This window comes from Corynebacterium pseudotuberculosis (assembly GCF_002155265.1).
GTDB lineage: Bacteria > Actinomycetota > Actinomycetes > Mycobacteriales > Mycobacteriaceae > Corynebacterium > Corynebacterium pseudotuberculosis.
Window position 1 is genome coordinate 892,842 of the sequence record NZ_CP021251.1, and the last position, 23,961, is coordinate 916,802.

General features: G+C 54.2%; 19 protein-coding genes and 1 pseudogene. 12 read left to right on the forward strand and 8 right to left on the reverse strand.

The genetic code is table 11. The features are described 5' to 3' along the window. A complete protein-coding gene (locus tag CpATCC19410_RS04175) occupies positions 1-669 on the forward strand; it encodes a pantoate--beta-alanine ligase (protein ID WP_013242638.1) in 669 nt (222 codons plus the stop codon). On the opposite strand, the gene betA is transcribed toward CpATCC19410_RS04175, so the two are convergent. Further along, positions 647-2,395, reverse strand: coding sequence for a choline dehydrogenase (gene betA, locus CpATCC19410_RS04180; protein WP_013242637.1), 1,749 nt, complete (start codon positions 2,393-2,395; stop codon positions 647-649). The two genes, CpATCC19410_RS04175 and betA, sit on opposite strands and share 23 nt — an antisense overlap. 205 nt (positions 2,396-2,600) lie before the next feature. Here betA and betT point away from each other — a divergent pair. After that, positions 2,601-4,749, forward strand: a pseudogene (betT, locus tag CpATCC19410_RS04185) (choline BCCT transporter BetT). A 9-nt stretch (positions 4,750-4,758) separates the two neighbouring features. Then, positions 4,759-6,264, forward strand: coding sequence for an aldehyde dehydrogenase family protein (locus CpATCC19410_RS04190; RefSeq protein WP_013242635.1), 1,506 nt, complete (start codon positions 4,759-4,761; stop codon positions 6,262-6,264). On the opposite strand, the gene CpATCC19410_RS04195 is transcribed toward CpATCC19410_RS04190, so the two are convergent. From CpATCC19410_RS04195 to CpATCC19410_RS04205, 3 genes are all read right to left on the reverse strand, one after another. Next, positions 6,261-7,550 carry a dicarboxylate/amino acid:cation symporter gene (locus tag CpATCC19410_RS04195; RefSeq protein ID WP_013242634.1) on the reverse strand — a complete coding sequence of 430 codons (1,290 nt, stop codon included), beginning with the start codon at positions 7,548-7,550 and terminating at the stop codon, positions 6,261-6,263. The two genes, CpATCC19410_RS04190 and CpATCC19410_RS04195, sit on opposite strands and share 4 nt — an antisense overlap. A gap of 154 nt (positions 7,551-7,704) precedes the next feature. Continuing rightward, on the reverse strand, positions 7,705-7,905 hold the full coding sequence (locus CpATCC19410_RS04200; protein ID WP_013242633.1) for a type II toxin-antitoxin system antitoxin: 201 nt from the start codon (positions 7,903-7,905) through the stop codon (positions 7,705-7,707). After that, on the reverse strand, positions 7,905-8,849 hold the full coding sequence (locus CpATCC19410_RS04205) for an SPFH domain-containing protein (protein ID WP_013242632.1): 945 nt from the start codon (positions 8,847-8,849) through the stop codon (positions 7,905-7,907). The genes CpATCC19410_RS04200 and CpATCC19410_RS04205 overlap by 1 nt, the downstream gene beginning before the upstream one ends. 110 nt (positions 8,850-8,959) lie before the next feature. Between CpATCC19410_RS04205 and lysS the strand changes: the two genes are divergently transcribed. Both lysS and CpATCC19410_RS04215 read left to right on the forward strand, forming a co-directional pair. Further along, on the forward strand, positions 8,960-10,516 hold the full coding sequence (lysS, locus tag CpATCC19410_RS04210) for a lysine--tRNA ligase (protein ID WP_014522471.1): 1,557 nt from the start codon (positions 8,960-8,962) through the stop codon (positions 10,514-10,516). 248 nt (positions 10,517-10,764) lie between these two features. Beyond that, complete coding sequence (locus CpATCC19410_RS04215) at positions 10,765-11,427, forward strand: CPBP family intramembrane glutamic endopeptidase (RefSeq protein ID WP_013242630.1); 663 nt, start codon at positions 10,765-10,767, stop codon at positions 11,425-11,427. Between the two features lie 66 nt (positions 11,428-11,493). On the opposite strand, the gene CpATCC19410_RS04220 is transcribed toward CpATCC19410_RS04215, so the two are convergent. Next, on the reverse strand, positions 11,494-12,390 hold the full coding sequence (locus CpATCC19410_RS04220) for an alpha/beta fold hydrolase (protein WP_014300949.1): 897 nt from the start codon (positions 12,388-12,390) through the stop codon (positions 11,494-11,496). 83 nt (positions 12,391-12,473) lie between these two features. On the opposite strand from CpATCC19410_RS04220, the gene CpATCC19410_RS04225 reads away from it, so the two are divergent. Together CpATCC19410_RS04225 and CpATCC19410_RS04230 are read left to right on the forward strand one after the other, a co-directional pair. After that, positions 12,474-13,466: a nucleoside hydrolase gene (locus tag CpATCC19410_RS04225; protein ID WP_013242628.1), complete on the forward strand. Its 993-nt coding sequence runs from the start codon at positions 12,474-12,476 to the stop codon at positions 13,464-13,466. A 37-nt stretch (positions 13,467-13,503) separates the two neighbouring features. Further along, on the forward strand, positions 13,504-14,907 hold the full coding sequence (locus CpATCC19410_RS04230; RefSeq protein ID WP_014401380.1) for an MFS transporter: 1,404 nt from the start codon (positions 13,504-13,506) through the stop codon (positions 14,905-14,907). Between the two features lie 75 nt (positions 14,908-14,982). Here the strand turns inward: CpATCC19410_RS04230 and CpATCC19410_RS04235 are convergent, their stop codons facing one another. After that, the gene (locus CpATCC19410_RS04235; RefSeq protein ID WP_013242626.1) at positions 14,983-15,669 is read right to left on the reverse strand and encodes a Pr6Pr family membrane protein; all 687 of its coding nucleotides are present in this window, start codon (positions 15,667-15,669) and stop codon (positions 14,983-14,985) included. A 186-nt stretch (positions 15,670-15,855) separates the two neighbouring features. Between CpATCC19410_RS04235 and CpATCC19410_RS04240 the strand changes: the two genes are divergently transcribed. The 3 genes from CpATCC19410_RS04240 to CpATCC19410_RS04250 are packed head-to-tail and all read left to right on the forward strand — an operon-like array spanning position 15,856 to position 20,012. After that, positions 15,856-18,513 (forward strand): ATP-dependent Clp protease ATP-binding subunit, encoded by a 2,658-nt coding sequence (locus CpATCC19410_RS04240; protein ID WP_014522470.1) that lies wholly within the window; start codon positions 15,856-15,858, stop codon positions 18,511-18,513. A gap of 2 nt (positions 18,514-18,515) precedes the next feature. Beyond that, the gene (locus CpATCC19410_RS04245) at positions 18,516-18,686 is read left to right on the forward strand and encodes a DUF4236 domain-containing protein (protein ID WP_013242624.1); all 171 of its coding nucleotides are present in this window, start codon (positions 18,516-18,518) and stop codon (positions 18,684-18,686) included. A 48-nt stretch (positions 18,687-18,734) separates the two neighbouring features. Further along, a complete protein-coding gene (locus tag CpATCC19410_RS04250) occupies positions 18,735-20,012 on the forward strand; it encodes a threonine/serine exporter family protein (protein ID WP_014401378.1) in 1,278 nt (425 codons plus the stop codon). A 4-nt stretch (positions 20,013-20,016) separates the two neighbouring features. On the opposite strand, the gene CpATCC19410_RS04255 is transcribed toward CpATCC19410_RS04250, so the two are convergent. Further along, positions 20,017-20,904, reverse strand: coding sequence for an HhH-GPD family protein (locus tag CpATCC19410_RS04255; RefSeq protein ID WP_014401377.1), 888 nt, complete (start codon positions 20,902-20,904; stop codon positions 20,017-20,019). A 78-nt stretch (positions 20,905-20,982) separates the two neighbouring features. Here CpATCC19410_RS04255 and CpATCC19410_RS04260 point away from each other — a divergent pair, with 78 nt between their 5' ends. Both CpATCC19410_RS04260 and CpATCC19410_RS04265 read left to right on the forward strand, forming a co-directional pair. Next, positions 20,983-21,612: a carbonic anhydrase gene (locus CpATCC19410_RS04260; RefSeq protein WP_013242621.1), complete on the forward strand. Its 630-nt coding sequence runs from the start codon at positions 20,983-20,985 to the stop codon at positions 21,610-21,612. Between the two features lie 66 nt (positions 21,613-21,678). Then, positions 21,679-22,386, forward strand: coding sequence for a hypothetical protein (locus tag CpATCC19410_RS04265; protein ID WP_013242620.1), 708 nt, complete (start codon positions 21,679-21,681; stop codon positions 22,384-22,386). Positions 22,387-22,395: 9 nt separating this feature from the next. Here CpATCC19410_RS04265 and radA read toward each other — a convergent pair whose 3' ends face one another. Then, a complete protein-coding gene (radA, locus tag CpATCC19410_RS04270; RefSeq protein WP_038616426.1) occupies positions 22,396-23,775 on the reverse strand; it encodes a DNA repair protein RadA in 1,380 nt (459 codons plus the stop codon). Positions 23,776-23,961: the final 186 nt, after the last annotated feature.

Here is a 23,961-nt window from a genome sequence, read left to right on the forward strand (position 1 = left end):
ATGTTTCAATTTGGCCAGGCGCAGGTTTTTGATGATATCGCGATGCTGAGTCGTGCTTTTAAAAAGCAAGGAAAGCCCGTTGTGATGGTCTCTATCGGCACCCAGGTGCATGCCGGCCATGTAGCGCTACTCCGCACGGCAAGACGAATCCCGGGAGCAGTGGTGGTGGTTGTGGCGCGAGAAAACCAGCCAACGTTCGCAGCAGAGCGCGTCGATGCCGTCTACATTGATCGTGACGAGCCAGCGCGCACGCTTATCGACGCCAATCCTCGGCTGACGCGTCGGATAGCGTTGCTTAATCTGGTAGGCCCTACGGATGTTATTTACGGCGAGGATGATTATGCATTCTTGTTGCACACGCAGCGCGCAATCACCGATCTACGCATACCGGTAAAGGTCCACTCAGTCCCCACGGTGCGGATGCCAGATGGGATAGCTATTTCTTCCCGTAACTCCCTTATCCCCACCGAGGACCGACAGAAAGCATTAGCGCTTTCTGCTGCGGTCACCGCGGGGGCGTTACGGGGCGTCGAGGCTGCAAAGCAGGTGCTTGCTGCAGCGGGAGTGGAGCCAGATTATGTCCGCTGTGAAGATAACCGCGTGTATGTGGCGGCTACCTTTGGCGGAGTTCAGCTGATCGATAGTGCTAGTGATCTGAACCAGGAATAACAGTCGTGTGATCGCGAGGCTCTTCCACGTAGAGCGGCATGTCCTTCTTGGCCTGGTAGAAAGGCTCGTTGATCGGCGCGAGAGGTTCCACGCCCTTGATAAGGTCGGCGGCCTTTTCCGCCATCATGATGACAGGCGCGTAGATATTTCCATTAGTGATGATTGGCATGACGGAAGCGTCACAGACATAGAGTCCTTTTATTCCGTGAACCTGCATAGTGTCCGGATCCACAACCGCGTATTCATCGTCAGCAGAACCCATTTTCGCAGTACAGGACGGGTGTAGTGCGGTTTCGGCGTCGTTACGCACCCATTCCAGGATCTCTTCATCGGTCTGCACTTCTGGGCCGGGGGAAATTTCTCCGTCTGTAAATTCCTTCATTGCCGGGGTATCTAGCAACTTGCGGGAAGTTCGGACGGCTTCTACCCACTCACGGCGGTCCTGGTCAGTGGCCAAGTAATTAAAGATAATTTCTGGCTTTTCCTTGGGATCCGGTGAGGTGATGTGAACGTGACCGAGGGTATCGGAGTACATCGGCCCGACATGGAATTGGAAGCCGTGCTCGCCCTCCGGCTGGGTGCCGTCGTAGCGAATTGCCATCGGCAGGAAGTGGAACATGAGGTTGGGATAGGCCTCGTCATCATTGGAACGGGCAAAACCACCGGCCTCAAAGTGGGAGGATGCCACAGGGCCCTTCTTAGTAAGCAGCCACTGGAGACCAATCTTGGGTCGGTTGATCATCTTGTAATACGGTTGTGAGCTCACCGGCTGGGTGCAGTTGTACTGCACATACACCTCAAGATGGTCTTGAAGATTAGCGCCGACGCCGGGAAGATGCTTGAGAACTTTTACTCCGGCTTTCTCCAGGACTTTACGGTCACCAATGCCGCTTACCTGCAATAACTGGGGTGTATTGAAGGCGCCGCCGCAAAGAATCACCTTATCCGCGTGGACTCGGCGTGTCTTTCCCTTCCACTCATATTCCACTCCGGTGGCTTGGTCGCCGGTGAAAAGGATGCGAGTGGTGAAAGCCCGGGTGCGCACATCGAGGTTCTTGCGAGACTTGATCGGATGCAAATAAGCGCGAGCTGCGGAGAACCTCTTGCCCTTGAAAATGTTGCGATCAAAGGGGGCAAAGCCCTCTTGGCGGTAACCATTGACATCATTAGTCAGCGTGTATCCGGCTTCCTGTACGGAACGGAAGAAGGCCTGGAAAAGCGGATTTGTGGCGGGACCACGGGTAAGCTTCAGCGGCCCATCATGGCCGCGGCGTGGGTCCTTTGGATCGGCTGCTAGCGCGGTTTCCATCTTGTTAAAGTAGGGCAGTACGTGCGCATAGTCCCAGTTTTGCATGCCTGGGAGCTTTCCCCATTTCTCATAGTCCATGGGATTTCCGCGCTGGAAAATCATGCCATTGATAGAGCTGGAGCCGCCGAGAACTTTGCCGCGTGCGTGGTAGATGCGGCGCCCGTTCATTTCCGGTTCTGGTTCGGACTCATAGGCCCAGTCGTAGTACTTGTTGCCGATCGGGAAAGAGAATGCCGCGGGCATATGAATAAAAAGATCCCAGAGGGAATCAGAACGCCCGGCTTCTAGCACCATCACCGAGGAGCCATCTTCGCTGAGTCGGTTAGCTAGGACAGAACCCGCGGAGCCGCCACCCACGATCACCACATCACGATGCCGATCCTCAACCGTTTCTCCAGCCGTATCATGCGAAAACAAAAGGTGTCCTTTCTGAATCGTTTCTGTCCAGTCTGCCAGCGTTCGAATATTCCGGCCACGGCTCTGTGTATTCTCGGGTCAGACCCACCTCGCGGAAAAATATGCAGTTCACCGCAATATTTCGGGTGGAAAACTATTGGATAGTGGCAGGTCATACGGTGTAGTTCCTGTCGAATGGAAGAAATTATTGAGGAGTTATCCGGTCATGCCAAACGCAGCATTGGGGGATGAGAATGGAAAAGACTCTCCACCCATAAATGGGGGTAAAGTTCTTGTTGGCTCCTACAACGTAGGAACTAGCGGGGTCCCTCCCGCGCGGACTAATTGGCCCGTCTTCCTCGCCTCAGCGGCGGGCATCCTTGCCGTTACGTTGTGGGCGTTTATTGGTAGAGAATCCGCGGAAAAAGCACTTGGGAGCATTACTACGTGGATTGCCGATAATTTTGGATGGTTTTACATCCTGACCGCCACGGTAGTGATCGTGTTTATTCTGGGGGTAGCTTTCTCGGGTGCGGGAAAGATCCGACTAGGCCCGGATCACTCTCGCCCGCAGTTCAAACTATTCTCATGGTCGGCGATGCTCTTTGCCGCTGGCATTGGCGTGGACCTCATGTTTTTCTCCGTTGCAGAGCCAGTAGCTCAGTACTACGGGGCCGCCCGTGGGCAGCGGTGAAAACCGCGAGGCGGCAAAAGAAGCGGTTGTCTGGGCGCTATTCCACTACGGATTTACCGGGTGGGCCATGTACTCGCTGATGGGGATGGCATTTGGCTATTACGCGTACCGGTTGAATATGCCGCTTGCTATTCGCTCGGCATTGTATCCGCTCGTCGGCAAGCGTATCCATGGCCCGATCGGTGATTCTGTAGACGTGGCGGCCATGCTGGGAACAGTGTTTGGCATCGCGGCATCGCTGGGTATCGGCGTGGTGCAGCTCAATTACGGCATCAAAGTGCTCTTTGGGGTGGAAGAGGGTGCTACGTGGCAGATTATCCTAGTTGTTGTTTCCGTGGCTATCGCGACGCTGTCTGCCGTATCCGGCGTGGATAAAGGCATCAAAATGCTCAGCGAAATCAATGTGGTTTTGGCGATTGCTCTGATGGTCTATGTTGTTGTTGCTGGCAAGACGGCCTTTCTTCTCGACGCTCTGGTGATGAACATCGGGGACTACGTGGCCTCTTTGCCCGGCATGACTATGGATACCTACGCCTTTACCGATGACCCTGAGCATACAAAAGCCTGGTTGGGGTCCTGGACGCTGTTCTTCTGGGCATGGTGGGTAGCCTGGGCTCCTTTTGTTGGCTTATTCCTTGCTCGTATCTCTCGGGGACGCACCTTGCGTCAGTTTGTCTTTGGAACGTTGAGCGTGCCTTTTCTCTTTATCCTGTTGTGGATGAGCTTCTTTGGTAATTCTGCGCTCGACATCGTAAGAGGCGGCAATGATGAGTTCGGACATGCTGCGGCAGAGGAACCGCAGCGCGGATTCTATGATTTGCTGGCTACATATCCTGGAGCTACTGCCATTATCGCCCTGGCCACCTTGATTGGTCTGCTGCTTTATATCACTTCTGCCGACTCGGGTGCATTAGTGATGAGTAATTTCACCTCCACCACTACGCATTCGAGTCAGGACGGGCCCGTATGGTCGCGCATCTTCTGGGCGGTGCTGGTTGGTGCCCTTACCGTGGTTTTGCTGCAAATCGACGGCGTGAGCACCGTGCAGTCTGCGACAGTGGTTATGGGACTGCCGTTTACCGTGGTGATGTATCTGATTATGTTGGGGCTAGTGAGGTCTTTTAGATTAGAGCGCGCCCAAGTAGATGCGCGGACGATCTCCATGCATGGGGCTATGTCCGGGCGCAGTTCTGATGGCAGCACGTGGCGCCGGAGGCTCAGCCGCGCCAACACCTGGCCTAATGCGGCAAAGGCGCAACGGTTCCTGGAAGAGGTAGCCACCCCGGCGCTCAAGCAGGTGGCTCAGGAGCTATGCGATCGCGGCCTAGACGCCGCGTTGGTTGCCACCGATGTTCCAGAATCCCCGGTAGGAAGCCTTGACCTCACGGTTAACCTGGGCGACGAGCAAAACTTCCGCTATCAGCTCTTTGCTGTTTCTAACCCCGTGCCGTCCTTTACCAAGAACCCCGGAAAAGAACACTATTACCGTATCGAGGTCTTCGATCTCACAGGATCCCTCGGCTATGACGTCTTTGGGTACACGGGTGAGCAGCTGATTGATAACGTGCTCGATTTGTACGAGCGACATTTGGAATTTCTACACATGCAAAAAGACCTGCCAGGAAGCTCTGATCTCAGCGACGGCGCACAGCCGGTACGCTTCTGGCGCGAAGACCAATAAGGAGAATTTATGCTTTTTGATCCAACCACATCCTCCCTGCTCAAAGACGCTTATGCTAACGGGATCGCGACACTTTTTATTGATGGCCAGTGGGTTCCAGCACTGGATGGTGAGACCCGTGTGATTACCAATCCTGCTGACCGCAGCGTGGTAGGGACTGTTTCTGAGGCATCTGAGGTGGATACAGAGAAGGCGATTAGCGCCGCGCGCCGGGCTTTTGACACTGGCGAATGGGCGCCCGCAGCGGAACGCGGCAAGATCCTTTTAAAAGTGGCAGATGCGATCAGGGAGAACAAAGATCAGCTGGCGCGCGCAGAGTCTGCGGATACTGGCAAGCGGCTCGTGGAATCTGAATTAGACATGGATGATATTGCCAATGCCTTTGATTACTTTGGCACCCTGGCTCAGCATTCTGCAGGACGAGTAGTGGATCCAGGAGATCCAAACGTGCGCTCGCGTATCGACGCCGAACCTATAGGCGTGTGCGGTCTTATCACCCCGTGGAATTATCCACTGCTTCAAGTCGCATGGAAGGTTGCTCCGGCATTGGCTGCCGGTAACACTTTTGTGTTAAAACAAGCCGAGCTCACCCCGCACACCGCCATGATGCTTATGACCATCCTGACACAGGCGGGCGTTCCGGCGGGCGTGGCCAACCTGATCACTGGGGCCGGGGCACGCTGTGGAAACCCACTATCTGTGAGCCCAGACGTAGATATGGTTTCTTTTACCGGCGGGCTTGAGACCGGAAAAATTATTGCGCGCAATGCTGCTGAGACCGTCAAACGCGTGGCCTTGGAGCTGGGCGGTAAAAACCCCAATGTGATCTTTGCCGATGCCGATTTTGATGCCGCAGTGGATAACGCTCTTAACGCTGCCTTTGTGCACTCAGGGCAAGTATGCTCGGCAGGCTCACGGCTTATCGTGGAGGAATCGATCCACGATAAATTTGTTGCAGAGCTGGTCAATCGTGCGGAAAAAATTCGCCTGGGTGGGCCGCTGGATAAGGACGCAGAGACCGGGCCACTCATCTCGGCGGAGCATCGTGAAAAAGTGCATGCATACGTTGAACACGCTAAAGAGCAAGGAGCGCGGGTTCTCACCGGAGGGCTCCCCGAGGAGATGGGTGGCGAGTTTTATCTGCCCACAGTCATCGACGGCTGCACCCGCGAGATGGATTGCGTGCACGATGAGGCATTCGGGCCTACCGTGACCGTGGAGACCTTCCAAACGGAAGAAGAAGCCGTAGAGATTGCCAATGATACAAACTACGGATTAGCCGGAGCCGTGTGGACGCGTGATGCCGGCAAGGCAGAGCGCATGGCTCGTGCGATGCGCCACGGGACTATCTGGATAAACGATTTCCACCCCTACCTGCCGCAAGCGGAGTGGGGTGGAATGAAACAATCAGGGAACGGTCGGGAGCTTGGTCCTACGGGCCTGGCCGAGTACCAAGAACTTAAACACGTGTACCACAATATCGCGCCGGGTGTTACCGGCTGGTTTGCTGGTTAGACGGAGACCTTTTCTTCAGCGACGGTGCGTTTTGCGTTGAACTGGACGGCGTCGAGAAGCTTTTCTTGCTTTGCGACGATAGCCGGGACAAGTACCTGGCCCGTCACGTTCACTGCGGTGCGACCCATATCAACAATCGGCTCGATGGCGAGCAAGAGACCAACGCCTTCCAGGGGAAGTCCCAGGGTAGACAGCGTCAGCGTCAGCATTACGGTAGCGCCCGTGGTGCCGGCGGTGGCTGCTGAGCCGAGGACGGAAACGACGGCGATTAAAACGTAATCGGTGAAGTTAAGTGGAACGCCGTAGAACTGAGAAACAAATATTGCGGCTACGGCAGGGTATACAGCGGCGCATCCATCCATCTTGGTGGTTGCTCCCAGCGGCACGGCAAAGGAAGCATAGTGCTTGGGAACGCCGATGGCCTCTGCGGTCTGCTCGGTGACTGGCATGACTCCCATGGAGGAGCGAGTGACAAGGCCTAGGGAGGTCACTGGCCAGACACGACGATAGAACTGGGCGACGTTAAGGCCGTGGAGCTTTAAGGTCACTGGATAGATTACGAGCAAGACGATAGCTAGGCCGACATAGACGGTGAGAACAAATTTGCCCAGGGCTCCCATGGCGCCGAAACCATAGGTGGCCACAGCCTTTCCAATCAACGCAGCGGTGCCGATGGGTGCAAGTCTAATAATCCACCACAGCACTTTCTGGATGATCTCCAGCAGGGAGCGGTTGAAATTAATAAATGGCTCGGCCTTCTCGCCGACCTTTACTGCCGCAATCCCTAGGGCGATGGCTACTACCAGAAGCTGCAGCACATTGAAGCTTAGGCTGGTGGAAGCCACCCCATCTACCACTTTGGTGTGGGCTTCTAATCCCACGAGGTTGGTGGGAACAATTCCTTCGAGGAATGACCACCAAGATCCGACGGAAGAGGGAGCTGCTGAAGTGTCTTGTAAACCGGAAGTCTCGCCGGGTTTAAAGATCAAACCAACGCCTATGCCCGCAAGGACGGAGAAAAACGCGGTGATGGCAAACCAGACGAGGGTTTTTACTGCTAAACGCGCGGCATTGGTCACCTGGCGCAGGTTAGCAATGGAGGTGATAACGGCCGTCATAACTAGCGGCGGGATTAAGACCTTTAAGAGAGTGACATAATCGCCGCCCACGGTGGTGAGTGCGGTGGTGAGCCAGTTTCCCTCTGGCATTGAGCTGGCTATAAGGCCGAGGATGACCCCGGCGATAAGGCCGTAGATCACCTGTGCTCCAAAGCTAGTCCACTTCATGATTCCCCTTTGATTGTTTTTGTTTCCTCTGGCACAACGTTAGTACAGGAATGTCTATTCCCAAAAGACAGGTTAGTCTATAAAACTAAAGGGGAATTGCAGGGAATTGGCGTTTTTACTGGCAAGACGTAACTCTGTACAGAGCGGTCTGGGGCTAGCTCGGGGTTGATTTTTGTGGCCTGCCGGGCTTGGGGATTTCTCCGACATTTTTGGGAAGCCGTCCCGCTTTGCGGAGCTGGTCGCGCAGCATCACCTCGATCTGCGCATTGACGCTGCGCGCCTCGTCATGAGCCCAGCGGGCGATTGCCTCGGCCACTGCCGGGTCAATGCGGAGAGGAATGCTTTTTCTGGGCATTAGGTGTATAAGCTGCCTGTATTAATCATGGGTTGGGCGTTGTTGTCGGAGCATAGAACTACGAGCAGATTGGAGACCATGGCCGCGCGGCGTTCTGGATCGAGTTCCACAATATCGCGTGATTCTAGCTGAGCAAGTGCGCTCTCCACCATGGAGACAGCACCTTCCACGATGGTCTCGCGGGCGTCGACAATCGCGTTTGCTTGTTGGCGTTGAAGCATGGCCTGGGCAATTTCTGGAGCGTAGGACAGGTTGGAAATTCGCGCCTCAACGATTTCTAATCCTGCAACCGCAACCCGGGCGGCGACTTCGTCGGCAAGCTCTTTGGAGACGAGCTCGGTAGATCCTGATAGTGAGGGGAGGTTTGTTGTTCCGCCGTCGTAGGGGTGAGTGGTGGCTACGTGGCGTAGCGCGGACTCTGCCTGTGAGTGGATGAATTCATCCATGTCCTCCACAGCAAAGGTCGCCTTGGCGGTATCGGCAACCTGCCAGACGATGATTGCGCCAATGTTAACGGGATTGCCGTTGAGGTCATTGACCTTGATTTCATTGGTCTCAAAGTTGCGCACTCGGACTGAGACCTTGGCGGAGTTGCTGAGCGGCGGGTTGAGGGAGAGGCCGGTTGCTCGGTTTGTGCCTAGGTATCGTCCAAAGAACTGCACGACCAGGGTGTGGCCGGGGGAGATGACCTTGATCATTCCGGCAAGGATGGAGAACAGGACAAGGAGCACGATGCCGCATATCAGCAGGAATGCGCCACCACTGTTTCCTTGGTTGAGGTGGTGAATGCCAAGTGCTACAAGCGCCATTGATCCGGGAAATCCGATGACAGCGGCGACTGCGGCGATGGCCGCGATGTTGCTGCCTTCCACCCAAGGAGTTTTTTCGGTGATATCAACTTGGGCACCTTCATGGCCTACTGGGCGATCGGTGACTGTTGTCATGCGCTTCCTTTCAGTGAGGGAAAAGTGATATCAGATTAAAAAATGTGATATCACTTTGTCAACGGGGGAGGGTTGGTTAGGTTACTGCACGTGGACTACCCTTATATCCCGTGAGCGAGCAAAAAAAATCCCCAAACGTACCAGAACAGCTACGTATTCGTCGCGATAAGCGCCAGAAGCTTATCGACGCCGGCGTGGACGCCTACCCGGTGATTGTTGATCGGACTACCTTGATTACCGACCTACGGAAGAAATATCAGGTCCTTGGGGAAGATGAAGCTGGCAAGGAGGGGGGAGTTACCTACCTCACTGCTGGTGATGAAACCCACGATGAGGTCGCTATTGCAGGCCGAGTCCTTTTTGTTCGTAATACTGGCAAACTGTGCTTTGCGGCTCTCCAAGAAGGTAACGGTGAGCATATTCAGGCAATGCTCTCTCTAGCGGAGGTCGGTGCCGATGCCTTGGCTGATTGGAAAGCCCACGTGGATCTCGGCGACATCGTCTCTGTTCGTGGACGAGTTATTGCCTCTAAGCGGGGTGAGCTCTCTGTAATGGTTCAATCATGGCAGATGGCATCTAAGTCTCTCAGACCACTGCCCGTTGCCTTTGCGGATATGAGCGAGGATACCCGTATCCGTCACCGCTATACCGACCTGATCATGCGAGAAGAAGCCCGTAACAACGCTCTAACTCGCATCAAGGTGATGCGTTCTCTACGCAATTTCCTGGAGTCGCGTGGCTTCCTGGAGGTGGAGACACCGATGCTCCAGACCCTTCATGGCGGCGCAGCGGCGCGTCCCTTTGAAACCCACTCGAATGCTCTGGATATTGACCTCTATCTGCGTATTGCCCCTGAGCTCTACCTCAAGCGTTGCGTGGTGGGCGGCATTGAGCGGGTCTTCGAGGTAAACCGGAATTTCCGCAATGAAGGCGTGGATTCTTCCCATAGCCCGGAGTTCTCCATGCTGGAGACCTATCAGGCGTACGGAACTTACGATGACGGCGCAAAGCTGCATCAAGACATGATCCAGTACATTGCTAAGGACGTGTTTGGCTCGACCACGGTCACGTTGGCGGACGGCACGGAATATGACCTTGGTGGTGAATGGCCTTCTATTGAGATGTATCCGTCCCTTAATGAGGCGCTTGCCCGTAAGTTCCCGGGGCAGCCAGAGGTTACAATCCACTCTACTGTGGAGGAACTGGGCGGTATTGCCAAGGCCATTGGGCTAGAACCGGGCAAAGGCTGGGGCCACGGTAAGTTTGTAGAGGAAATTTGGGAGTTTCTGTGTGAGGATCAGCTGACTGGTCCAATTTTTGTGCGTGACTTCCCCGTGGAAACCTCTCCGCTCACTCGCGATCATCGCTCTAAAGAGGGCGTGACTGAAAAGTGGGATCTTTACGTCCGTGGTTTTGAGCTAGCTACCGGTTACTCTGAGCTGGTTGATCCAGTGATTCAGCGTGAACGTTTTGAGGATCAGGCTCGTCTTGCCGCTGGCGGTGATGATGAGGCTATGGTGTTGGATGAAGACTTCCTTACCGCGATGGAACAGGGTATGCCCCCGACCTCTGGTACGGGAATGGGAATTGACCGGCTTTTGATGGCTCTTACGGGTCTGGGTATTCGTGAGACCGTGCTTTTCCCGATGGTAAAACCGGAAAACTAAAACCTTTAGAGAGTTGGTCCCCTAAAAATGCCTCATAACGGGTGCTTTTAGGGGACCAACTCTATCTTGTGGGACTGGCCTTCTGTGGTCCAATAGGGATGACTAGGTGCCATGTGACATAGTGTGGTTATATAAAAGTATTCTATGCTTCAGGACGATATTTATTATCTCCAGTTAATGTTCTTATTGGTCGTGATGGAGATTATTGGGGCGTAGACGCACTGTATCCTAGAAAGAGAGTGGCCAAAATGACTTCTGATCAAAAGTTATCGTTCAATCGCCAGATCATAGTACGCGTTTTATACATCATTGCATATTTCTTCCTGGTAGCGGGCCTACCTATGATCGTGGGAGACGATTGGGGCGAACTGGCCGTCTACATTGGTACAGGCGTAGCAGCTGTTCTCGGATTATTTCTCTTTAGGGATCGGGTAATCGCCGGTTTGAAAAGTCTGAAAGAAAAGCGCCTAAAACTCGTGCTTTCTGTTATAGGTTTCATTGTCTTTCAGGCTGTTGTAGTTGCTATCGCGACAAAGGTTGTTCCTGGTTTTGGAGATAGTGCAAACCAGTCGGCCGCTAAAGATGCCATCAATGGCTCTCTCATGGTAGCCACGATTCTGACTCTGGCAGTGTTTGCACCGATTGCTGAAGAGCTAGTATTCCGCGAGGCTATGATGGGCTGGGCTCCGGGTAAAGTCTCCTTAACTATTGCAACGCTCGTATCGGGTCTCCTCTTTGTGTATCTCCACGCATCGTTCACCCTCACAGGGTTCATTTATTATCTCCCGGGCACGGCCTCGCTTATTGCTATATACCTTCTTTTTAAGAGGAACATAGCAGCATCAATGATCGCCCACATCGCGTTCAACTCATTGTCGGCCATCGGCGTGGTCACTGCTGGAATGGGCTAAGCCGCCTCGTAGTTTTAATATGAAATTCCGTCACGTTTCCGTGGCGGAATTTTTGTATTCTGCTGGTTAAACCTGCTGCTCCAGCCAATTAAGCATTGTCTTCCTGAGCTCTGGTGCCTCGGGCTCGTTGAATATTTCATGGAAAGCCCCGTCGACTGTGATGAGCTGGGTATGCGCTAGGTTTGCCAGGGTTTCTGAGCCTCGAATGTCTGCGAGTTTGTCGGCTGTGCCATGCGCAATAAAAAGTGGCACGTGTGCGGGCCAGGAGTGGTGGAGTACTTGTGTTCCTGTGATCGCTAGGGAGGCAGCAGTAAGCAAAGGAACAGGGCCACGATAATTGAGCGGATCGGAATCATAGTCGGAGACAATGGCGGGGTCGTGGGAGATGTCGGCACTGGAAAGTTTGACTGTGGGGAGATTGGGGATGGCTGTGGCCAGTAGTCGCAGTGCCTTTGCCAAAGGTAAGGGAACAGCTGGGAATTGACGTAACGCCGGAGCAGAGAGCATGACTGCAGAAATTCCAGAAGGATCCTTTTGCGCAGAGGCTGCTGTGATTACCCCACCCATCGAATGGCCTAAAAGGGCGAGGCTATGGGTGCGCATGTTCTGGGAGACTGCTGCGCGGACGGCGAGGTGGTCGTCGATAAGCTGGGCAACGTCAACGCATGCTTGTGGCCGCGCTGTGTCGTATGCAGTGCCATGTTGCCGTAGATCGTAGGAAGCGACGTCGTAGCCGGCGTCAAGAAAGGCCTTGATAAGCGGTTGATACCTGCCGGAATGTTCCGCGTATCCGTGAGTAATCAGGACTGTCATCCGGGGCGAAAGTGGCGTGTGGTGATAGCGGATATCCATACGTAAAGTATGGCAGCTTATGCGCACAGGAATGTGCGCGCGATCTGGCTTGCGCAAAAATGCAAACGATTTCCTCCACGTCAAAGGGGGTAAGAGAGTGGCAACCTTCACAGGGTTCTTCTTATGGATATAACCAGTGACGCGCTAATGTGTGGTGCAGCGAACATTGCTAGATCACGTACTAGGGAGTCACCTTGAAAAAGATCATCCTCGACTGCGACCCGGGGCATGATGATGCCATTGCAATCCTGCTTGCTTGGGGAAGTCCCGATATTGACCTCCTTGCGGTTACCACCGTGGCTGGGAACCAGACACTGGAAAAAGTAACTACAAATGCTCGCGCGATGGCGCGGGTAGCGGGGATTACGGGGGTGCCTTTTGCCGCTGGTGCAGATCATCCTTTGCTCGGGCCACAGCTCATTCCTGAGGAAATTCATGGTGATTCTGGCCTAGACGGCCCTCAACTCCCAGCCCCGGGAGTGGAACTTGATCCACGCCACGCTGTGAACCTGATCGCGGATGTGGTTAAAGAACATGAGCCAGGAAGCATCACTTTGGTTCCCACGGGAGCGCTGACCAACATTGCTTTGTTTGCACGGATGTATCCGGAGCTGGTTGAGCGCGTGGCTGGAGTAACCCTCATGGGCGGGGGACACCATACCGGGAACATGACTCCTGCGGCTGAGTTTAATATCCTTGCAGACCCTGAGGCGGCACGGATTGTTTTTGAAGCCGGGTGGAATATAACCATGGTGGGTCTGGATGTTACGCACAAAGTACTGGCGGTTCCCGAACGCCTTCAGCAGCTTGTCGACGTCAACACCGACGTTTCTGCTTTTGTTGCGGAACTTATCGACTTTTTTGGTGCTTCCTATAAACGTGAGCGTCGCTACCCCGGGCCACCGATGCATGACCCTCTCGCCGTTGCGGCGGTGGCCAATCCCTCAGTTATCCGTACTGTTGCAGCCCCAATTTATGTGGAAACCCAAGGCGACTATGCCCGTGGGCAAACGATTGTGGACTTGCGTAGAACATGGACACACTCAGATCCATCGACGCTGGCCCAGCTCGACGATTTTGAGGAAACCCCACGGCATCATGTTGCAGTCGACGCTGACTGTGACCTGTTCTGGTCGATGTTGACGCAGGCGCTTGCCAACGTCGGAAATACAAATTTTGCGGATTAAGCGGACTAATCCGTTCTTTAATTACACAGGTAACTTTATGACTCTCCAAGACCCAGTAGATACCTGCAAGGGCGGTATCGCCCTTCTTATGACGGTTCTGCTTACAGCAGCAATCGCCTTTCAACTTAATGCCTCAATGCTATCCCCGGTGCTCGCCACCATGGCAAGGGAACTCGGGACCGATGAGGCAACTGTTGGCCTCACCCAAACGGCCTTCTTTACCGGCGGGGCTATGTGCGGTCTCTTCCTTCCCCGGCTGTCCGACATCGTGGGGCGCCGCAAAATTCTTGTGATCATGCTTGCCGTTATGGCTATCGGTGGCCTTATGGCGGCTCTTGCTCCCAACATCACGGTGTTGGCTATCGCTCGTGCCCTGCAGGGTATTTCTGGACCAACTATCCCTATGACCCTGATTATTCTGCGGAGTCAAGTGCGTGACCAGGTGCGGCTGGGAACCCTCATGGGAATCATTGCAGCTGTCAACGGCGGCATCGCAGGCATTGACGTTATTGCCTCGGGATGGATGGCGGAGCACCTCGGATTCCGCTCGGTATTTTGGCTTATTGCCATCGTCGGCCTTATTGCCACCGTTGTTGTTGCTCTTTGGGCACCAGAATCTAAGCCATCCGACAACGTGAAAATGGATTGGGTGGGCGCCGCAATTCTGGTGGTTTCTGTCCTCAGCATTACTTTGGCAGCCAACGAGGCCGGTAAAGCTGCGGCCGCTAACTGGATGCTCGTTGTTGGCCTAATTCTTTTCGGGCTCGCAGTATTTGCAGTGTTCTGGAAATGGGAGAACAAACACGACCAACCTATGGTTGCTCCCAAGTATCTGGCGCGTCGGCAAACTTGGGGTTTGCTACTAACCACCGTTCTCACCATGACGGGTGTCTTTGCTGCGGTGAACGGTGTAGCTATTTCACTTGCACAGAACCCTGACGCCGGCTTTGGTCTTCCGGCTGACCTAGCCAGCCTGATGTTGCTTACGCCTTATGCCCTCATCGGCTGGCTCGTGGGGCCTTTTGCAGGACGTTGGGCGCCGCGCATAGGCTACAGCCGACTTCTCCGGATTGGTAATGCTTCCTCCGCAGTTCTCCTGCTTGTCTTGGCCCTGGCTGGAAGCACATCCAAGGTGGTACTTATCGCGTCAGTGGTCCTGTTAGGTATTACGTACGCCGGAATTGGCAATATTGTGTTGAATAACCTGGGCGTGGTGAACTCGCCTGCGGATAATGAGGGATTCCTCCCCGGTATGAACTCTGCGGCCTTTAACCTAGGCGCTGGAATTTCCTTCGCGGTGCTTCCGGTATTCATGGTTGCGGGCTCGCCAGCAGGGTCGGACTCTACCGCCGGATACACTACGGCGTTTATCGTGGGTGCGATAATTCTTGGTTTGTCTGTGGCTACGAGCTTCTTTATCCCTAAGCGTGTCGACGCTTAAAACAAAAACCAGTGTGCCCCGGTGTCATATGACACCGGGGCACACTTTTATGCGTATGCGCGGAGTGAGGAGGTGCTAGAGCGAGGACGCGGCGATCGCTGCGGCAGTTTTGGTGCGGCGCCTTAGCCATAAAATCAAACGCTCAAGGAACGCCAAGACTATGGCCAGGATAAAGAATCCTAGGTAAACGCCGGCCATATTGCGCAGGGCTATGGGAAGCCCAAGATTGGTGGCATCAATAAAGAAGTACGGATACCAGCCGGTGGTAGCACCGCGATAGAAAGTCAGAATCGACCAGATCACTGGTATCCCCAGCGCGCCGATGATGGAACTGAGCTGGAACGTGGGGCGTCCGCGGATGGTGAGCAGCCAGTAAAGGGGGACTGCTATAGGCATAAAGGTGTGCTGGATGGGGCTGCTAATTGCCCAGAGTCCGTGCAATTCTCCGCCAAGAAGCGTGTTATAAACCACCCCGGTGACCACCAGCATGGATACGGCGTCGACAGTCAGCCAGCGGGGAGTTCGGCCCGCGCGCAAGAGATAGAAGGTGCCAACGATATTGGACCACATTGTGAAAAAGGAGAACTCAGCGATGAGGGCTTTGGCTGGGGTATCAAAAGCGGGCCAATCAGTAAAAGGCTCCGTTGCAGTCTGGTAACCCGCAATCACGATGCCAATAAGGCCAACAAGACCGAGAAGACGTCCGAGTGTATTCACCGGCAAAACTATACGCCTTGTAAGAGCTAATTCAAGTGAACACATTGGGCAAGGCGTTATATGACATCGCCATGTGTGTTCGCTACCGGCGTACACCTATAAAAGTGCAGGTTAACTGAGTTATTGCAGGGTGATAAGGGGTGGTTTTGCTTGCTAGTGCAAGGAAATGTCAAGGCACAGCGTTACAGTGGGTGACATTAGCGGGGCAAACTATGAAAAAGAGGTGCAACCATGTTCGAGAGGTTTACTGATCGTGCACGTCGCGTGATCGTCCTGGCGCAGGAAGAAGCGCGCGGCCTTAACCACAATTACATCGGCACTGAGCACATCCTGCTCGGACTTATCCATGAGGGTGAGGGCGTTGCTGCAAAGGCCCTCGAGTCCATGGGCATCTCCTTGGAAGCGGTTCGCCAAGAAGTAGAAGAAATCATCGGGCATGGTTCCGAGCCTCCAGTTGGGCACATCCCTTTTACCCCCCGTGCAAAGAAAGTCCTTGAACTTTCCTTACGTGAGGGACTACAGATGGGACATAAGTACATCGGTACTGAGTTCCTGCTGTTGGGCTTGATCCGAGAAGGCGAAGGCGTCGCGGCTCAGGTATTGGTAAAACTTGGTGCAGATCTACCGCGGGTGCGCCAGCAAGTTATTCAGCTGCTTTCGGGCTATGCGGGCGGGGAGAGCCCCGAGAACAATGAGTCTGGCGGAGAGGCTGTTGGTGCTGGTACCGGTGCAGCCCGTGCCGGCCGCGGATCCGGCGCTGGCGATCGTTCCAATTCTTTGGTCTTGGATCAATTTGGTCGGAACCTCACTCAGGCTGCCAAGGACGGCAAGCTGGACCCGGTTGTAGGCCGCGAGAAAGAAATCGAGCGCATCATGCAGGTTCTTTCGCGCCGCACCAAAAACAATCCCGTTTTGATCGGTGAGCCCGGTGTGGGAAAGACCGCCGTGGTCGAGGGACTGGCGCTAGATATTGTCAACGGCAAGGTGCCCGAGACTCTGAAGGATAAGCAGCTGTATTCCTTAGACCTAGGCTCCTTGGTCGCGGGGTCTCGTTATCGCGGTGACTTTGAGGAACGCCTGAAGAAGGTCCTCAAAGAGATTAATCAGCGCGGCGACATCATTTTGTTTATCGACGAGATCCACACCCTGGTGGGCGCCGGTGCGGCTGAAGGCGCTATCGACGCTGCTAGCCTGCTTAAGCCAAAGCTTGCTCGCGGAGAGCTGCAGACCATCGGAGCGACGACTCTCGACGAGTACCGTAAGCACATTGAGAAGGACGCTGCCCTTGAGCGTCGTTTCCAGCCAGTCAACGTGCCGGAACCAAGCGTGGAAATGACCATTGAGATTCTCAAGGGCCTGCGCGACCGCTACGAGGCACACCACCGCGTGTCCATCACAGACGGTGCGCTCGCTGCCGCGGCACAGTTGTCAGATCGCTATATCAATGACCGCTTTTTGCCTGATAAAGCAGTTGACCTTATAGATGAAGCCGGAGCGCGTATGCGCATCCAGCGCATGACCGCCCCTGAGTCGATCCGCAAGGTCGATGACCGCATCGCGGAGGTACGTCGGGAAAAAGAAGCTGCTATTGATGCGCAGGACTTTGAAAAAGCCGCTGGCTTGCGTGACACCGAGCGGAAGCTGAACGAGGAACGCGCGGAGAAAGAAAAGCAATGGCGTTCTGGCGATCTGGAAGAAATCGCTGAAGTCGGCGAGGAGCAGATCGCGGAGGTTCTGGGCAACTGGACCGGAATTCCAGTGTTTAAGCTGACGGAAGAAGAGTCTTCTCGTCTGCTGCGCATGGAGGATGAGTTGCACAAGCGCATTATTGGGCAGGAGGACGCAGTTAAGGCTGTATCCCGTGCTATCCGCCGTACGCGCGCCGGACTGAAAGATCCGCGCCGTCCTTCGGGCTCCTTCATCTTTGCTGGCCCATCCGGTGTGGGTAAGACCGAGCTCTCTAAAGCATTGGCTAATTTCCTCTTTGGTGATGACGATGCGCTGATTCAGATCGATATGGGCGAGTTCCATGATCGTTTCACCGCCTCGCGCCTGTTCGGTGCGCCTCCCGGATACGTTGGTTATGAGGAAGGCGGCCAGCTTACAGAGAAGGTACGTCGCAAGCCTTTCAGCGTTGTGCTTTTCGACGAGATCGAGAAGGCCCACAAGGAGATCTACAACACGCTGCTGCAGGTGCTTGAAGACGGACGGCTTACCGACGGCCAAGGGCGCGTGGTGGACTTCAAGAACACCGTTCTGATCTTCACATCAAACCTGGGTACGCAGGATATCTCCAAGGCCGTGGGCATGGGCTTTAGCTCAGTCGGCGAGCATGATGCGGATGGCCAGTACTCCCGAATGAAGCAGAAGGTTAATGATGAGCTGAAGAAGCACTTCCGCCCTGAATTCCTTAACCGCATCGATGAGGTCGTGGTCTTCCATCAGCTAACTCAAGACCAGATCGTCCAGATGGTGGACCTATTGGTTAGCCGCGTGGCAAAGGCCTTGGCTCAGAAAGACATGGGTATCGAGCTCACCGAGAAGGCAAAGAGCCTCTTGGCACGTAGAGGATTCGATCCGGTACTGGGCGCGCGTCCATTGCGTCGCACGATTCAGCGTGAGATCGAGGATGCGCTCTCTGAAAAGATTCTCTTTGGAGAGGTCGGCGCCGGCGAGATTGTCACGGTAGATGTTGAAGGCTGGGATGGAGAATCCAAGGATACGGACAAAGCTGTTTTCACATTCGTGCCGCGTCCTAAGCCACTGCCGGATTTTGCTACGGAATCTCCTGAGGTAGTGGAGGCTCAGCAAGCTGTGGTCGACGCTGCAGATGACCCAGAGATGGTTCCTGAAGCTGATTTTGACGTAGAGGAAGCCAAGGAATCCTAACCATGGGTATTACGTATCGTAAGCGCAAAAAGATCGGTAAAAACAGTTGGCTGAATCTTTCAGGTTCGGGAGCATCGGCCAGCACCAAGATAGGTCCGGTAACGCTGAATAGCCGTGGCGGCGTGTACGTAAAGCTGCCGGGTGGGCTTAGCTTTAGAGGCCGTTGGAAGTAACAAAAGTGAGGTAGCGTCAGTCCTTTGGGCTGGCGCTACTATCGTTTTATGAACGATCGCAATCAGTACCGAATGGAAATGGAAGCGGACGCTGTGATCCGTTTGGGCATATTACTGATGAGCGCAGGGACTAGCGGCTATCGGGTAACCCGGGCGATGAAGCAAGCCGCACGGGCTCTGGGATTTGATCGAATTGACGCGGTGGTGGGGATTACACAAATTACCTCGACTTTTCATCGAGGCGATAATTTTCGGACAATAGTGGCACGTGCTCAGAGCCCGGCTGTGGATGCCTCACGGATCGAGGCACTAGAGTCTTTGTCCAATAGTTTGTACCGTCAAATCACTGCGGAAGATCTCAATTCCGCTCTGGATAAAATCGTTAATAATGTGGGCAGTCGTTGGAGCATACCGGTAGTTTCTTTAGCCTCTGCATTGGCCTGCGCCAGTTTTGCGATATTGAACCATTTTGCGGTTGTGGAGGCCCTCCTGGTGGCTGTCTCTGCAGGCCTAGGGCAGGCGGTTCGAACAATACTCCTTCAAAAGCGCATACATCAGCTTGGATGCGTAGTCGCAGCGGGGGTCGTTGCATGCCTAACATTCTTTGCCATCGCGCGTATCCTCGCTCATACCGATGTGGGGGAAACTCCGAATTTTACCGCCGGTTATGTGGCTGCGGTGCTCTTTTTAGTACCAGGTTTTCCGCTGTTCTCCGCGATGATTGACCTTGGCCGTTTTGACTTTGATGCTGGTGTCTCCCGGTTAGTCTATGCGGTAACGGTTACCTTAACGGCAACTTTTTCAGTAGCGATGATCAGCAGGGCTACCGGCCTTGACCCAGTCCCAGTGATGGTTGAGCCGGGTGATAGTTGGTTGATTGCGCTTTTTGCCAGTTTTATCGGTATCGGGGGCTTTGCTCTCCTTTTTAATAGTTCACGACGCATGGCTTTGGTAGCAGCCGCGGTGGGAACGACGGCGAACATGATAAAGCTATTGTTGGAGGCGAATAACGCTACTGACTATGTCTCAGTGTTCATTGCGGGATTGATTGTTGGTTTGTTGGGAGCGTTGGCGTCGAAAAGCGTGGGCCTGCCCAGGATCACAACGATCGTGCCGGCAGCCGTGATCTTGATACCCGGTACCGCGATGTTTAGGGCTGTGTACTACCTGAACAAAGGCGATATGGATCAAGCCCTGGTCAACACTGCCACCGCGATGATGGTGGTTCTATCCATTTCGGCGGGGCTGGGGTTGGCACGATTGCTCACGGATAAAACATGGGCGTACGGAAAACTCGCGGAGTTTGACAAGCTAAGCCATAATTAAGCGCCTACCTGGGCAGATGGAAAAAACCGTCTGAGTTTTGTTCAGCGAGGCCATCTTCCAACAAAGAAAAAAGTGCGCGGGATCGTTGCGCAGCATCCGGCCATACTACGTCGATACTGCTGCGGGGGACAGGCGATTCAGCAGATCGCAAGAGTGCCATGATGAGGCCGCGAACCTGGCGGTCGGTGCCCACAAACTTTTGTACGCGCTTCTTTTTAGCTGCCAGCTCTTCTTCACTGGGCCGGGGAGCGCCCGCGGCTATCCATGCACATTGTGAGCGCACTGGGCAGACCTCGCAGGCGGGCGTGGGAGTGCAGATAAGCGCACCGAGTTCCATGAGCGCCACAGAAAACTCAGGAGCATTGTGCTCTGGCAATAAGGCTTGTACCTCTGCGATTTCTTTTTTGGAGGGATTTCCCGCAAGATAGCGACCAAGATAAAGGCGGTGGTAAACCCGTCTGACGTTGGTGTCCACCACAGCTACTCGCTGTCCAAAGGAAAAAGCTGCCACTGCGCGAGCGGTGTAATCGCCAATACCTGGCAGCGCAAGAAGTTTTTCCACATCTGCTGGGACTTCTCCGTCAAGAACTGCGACTATCTGTTGAGCACATTGATGTAGTCGCAACGCCCGGCGTGGATAACCAAGGCTGCCCCATGCTCGAAGAACCTCGTCCTTGGGGGCTTGCGCAAAGTCCCGAGGAGTGGGCCATTTTTCCATCCACTGCGCCCATATGGGTTCAACGCGCGCCACGGGAGTTTGCTGGCTCATGACTTCACTGAGAAGAATTCCCCACGGAGAGGTTTCGGGGGTACGCCAAATAATTGCACGGGCGTTAGCACGATACCAGCGCAAAAGTGCTGTGATGATGTTGTTTTTCTCTGATGCATTCATATTCGTGGGTATCCAGTGTAACCCCCTACCTGAGTGCAATGTCACATTTATGAGGCGAGGAATGCAACAATATATGGCATGTCGTACGGATATAACCCTCATTCCCCTCGCGATCCTGAACAAGCGTGGGCTCTGCTTCTTGAGGGCAATGCGCGATTTGCCTCGGGGAATCCTCAGCGTCCTAACCAGGACGTGGCGCGTCGAGATGAAATAAAAAAAGGCCAGGCCCCGAGGACGTGTGTTTTTACGTGCTGTGACTCGCGTGTCCCCGTGGAAATGCTTTTCGACGCCGGCTTTGGAGACATCTTTGTTATCCGAACAGCGGGTGAGGTGATTGACACCGGAGTATTAGCCTCGCTTGAATTTGCCGTTGCCGGACTGGGCGTGGAAGTAGTTGTGGTTTTGGGGCATGAATCGTGTGGCGCCGTGGCGGCTACCGCAAAAGTTATCGAGGGCGATGGGGCACCGGCTGGTTTTCAACGTGCGTTGGTTGGACAGATCGCACCAAGCATTTTAGAGTCTAAAAACGCAGGTAGTAGCGATCATGCGGATTTTGAGCGCCACCATGCTACAGCTACGGTCACGCGAATTCTCCAGACTTCCCCGGCCATCTGCAAAGCGGTGGAAGAGCATCGCACGGCTTTGGTTTCCGCGCGGTATCGGCTATCCGACGGCAAGGTGGAAACCCTGCATACGATCGGATTTTAAGAAAGACTCGTGAAGACACGCCACGATGTTCCCCAGATGACCACGGAAAACACTTAGTCTGAGTACGTGGATCGACGAAGCGAACAACATGAGAACCGGAGGCTGCCCGAGGTCTACTATCAGCGGCGTCGAGCAGCCGCCGTGGTGGCACTTGTGGTTGTGGTTCTCCTCATTGTGTGGGTTCTTTCAACCATCGGTGGAGGAGACACCGAGAACACCAATGTAGCCGAATCCGGGGCCTCATCCTCAGCGACGGCAACCAGCTCTGCACGAGCCTCTGAGACATCCGGCCGCAGCTCAGAAAAGAGCACAGAGTCAAAGAGCACGGAGTCGCAAAAGCCGTCTGCTGAACCCACTAGCAGCGTTGCCGCTGACGCGAAGACAACGTGTGCAGTAGAGGACCTTGTTGTTTCCGCGGCCAGCGATCAGGCGAATTATGATGCTAAGGCACAGCCAAAGTTCTTTATGACGGTAAAAAACCCGACTAAAGCAGACTGTGGGATTAACGCAGACGAAAATCCGCTGCGGTTTGAGGTTTATAACCTTGCAACAAACCAGCGAATCTGGTCAGACATTGACTGCAATCAGCCTGTAGCTAAAGGAAAGACCACCTTCAAAGCCGGCGAAGAACGCTACTTTGAGGCGATCTGGTCTAGGACAGGTAGTGCGCCAAAGCAATGTTCGGGCCGGCAACCAGTGCCTGCCGGAAGCTATTATCTCCACACTGTTATTGGCGGTAACCCCTCCCCGGCCTATACCTTTAACCTTCAGTAGTATCGATCCTTAAAACGCGGCATCCAGGGCTTCTTGGATGTCGCGAACTTTTTTAATGGCTATTCCTGTTGTCTTGACGGTGCCGGCCGGGATTATGGCGGAGGTGTATCCGAGCCGTTTTGCCTCTGCAAGACGACGATCAATATTAGGGACCGGTCTGATTTCCCCGGCCAGCCCTACTTCCCCTAAAACAATTGTTTTAGGAGGCAAGGGGGTGCGCATGAGTGCGCTAGCAGTGGCAAGCGCAATGGCCAGGTCCGTGGCGGGTTCTCCAACCTTCATGCCTCCGACGGTGGCCACATAGACCTCATTATTATGTGTTTTCTTGCCCGCCCTGGCGGCAAGAACCGCAAGAACCATGGGGACTCTCGTAGGGTCGAGTCCGGTGACCGCGCGACGAGGATTTTTAGCTTCAGTGGGGACCACAAGGGACTGTACCTCAGCAACTATAGGGCGCACCCCGTCCATGGCCACTGTGACGGCTGTGCCGTCGGGTGTGGTGCCGTGATGTGAAAGGAATAGCCCGGAGGGGTCGGGTACCTCATGGATCCCATCAGATTGTTGCTCAAAGCAGCCGACTTCATCGGTGGCTCCAAAGCGGTTTTTGATTCCACGCAGCATGCGGAGGCTGGAATGCCTATCGCCTTCAAAATTCAGCACTACGTCTACAAGATGCTCTAAGACACGGGGACCCGCCACATTTCCATCTTTAGTAACGTGCCCCACCAGGAGGATAGGAATTCCTGTGGTCTTTGCAAGGCTTGTTAAAGCAGCAGTTACCGCGCGCGACTGCGCGACACCGCCAGCGACGCCTTCCACGCCTGCGGCTTGCATGGTCTGTACAGAGTCTACGATAAGTAGGCTCGGTTTTAGCTGTTCTACATGGCCAAAAACGATATCAAGGTGGGACTCCGCAGCAAGATAGAGGGTTTTCTGCAGCGCTCCAGTGCGTTCCGCTCGCATTCTCACTTGTCCGGCAGATTCTTCTGCTGTGACATAGAGTGCGATTCGGGTGGAGTCACCGTCGGGTTGTTGGGCCCACTTACTTGCGACTTCTAATAAAAGCGTTGATTTACCCACGCCGGGTTCGCCTGCCAGCAGCACCACTGACCCTGGAACAATGCCGGTTCCTAATACTCGGTCAAGTTCGCTGATGCCAGTTGAGCGAGTAATTGATGTATGCGCATTAATGCTAGTGATTGACACGGCGGGTGAAGTTGGCGTGAGACCCATGGGCCTCAATGAGACACTTGGGGCGCTTGTGGGAGTGCTCAAGCGCTGTTCCTCCATGGTTCCCCAGGACCCACATTCGGGGCAGCGTCCTAACCATTTGGGGGAGGAGTACCCGCATTCTTTGCATGCGTGAATGCTGCGCGCTTTTTTAGCCATGAGAACACCATAGGGCACCTCCATGACATTGGTGCCCCTGGATGTTCGAATACTGCGCGTTACATGAAAATGACTTGAAATAACATCTAAAAATGCATAATTACTGGTAGCTGCATTGTGTAGATATTAAAAAAATTTAGATGGCAGGTTTCCTAAAATTAAAATTATAGTTTCCTAAAGGATAGA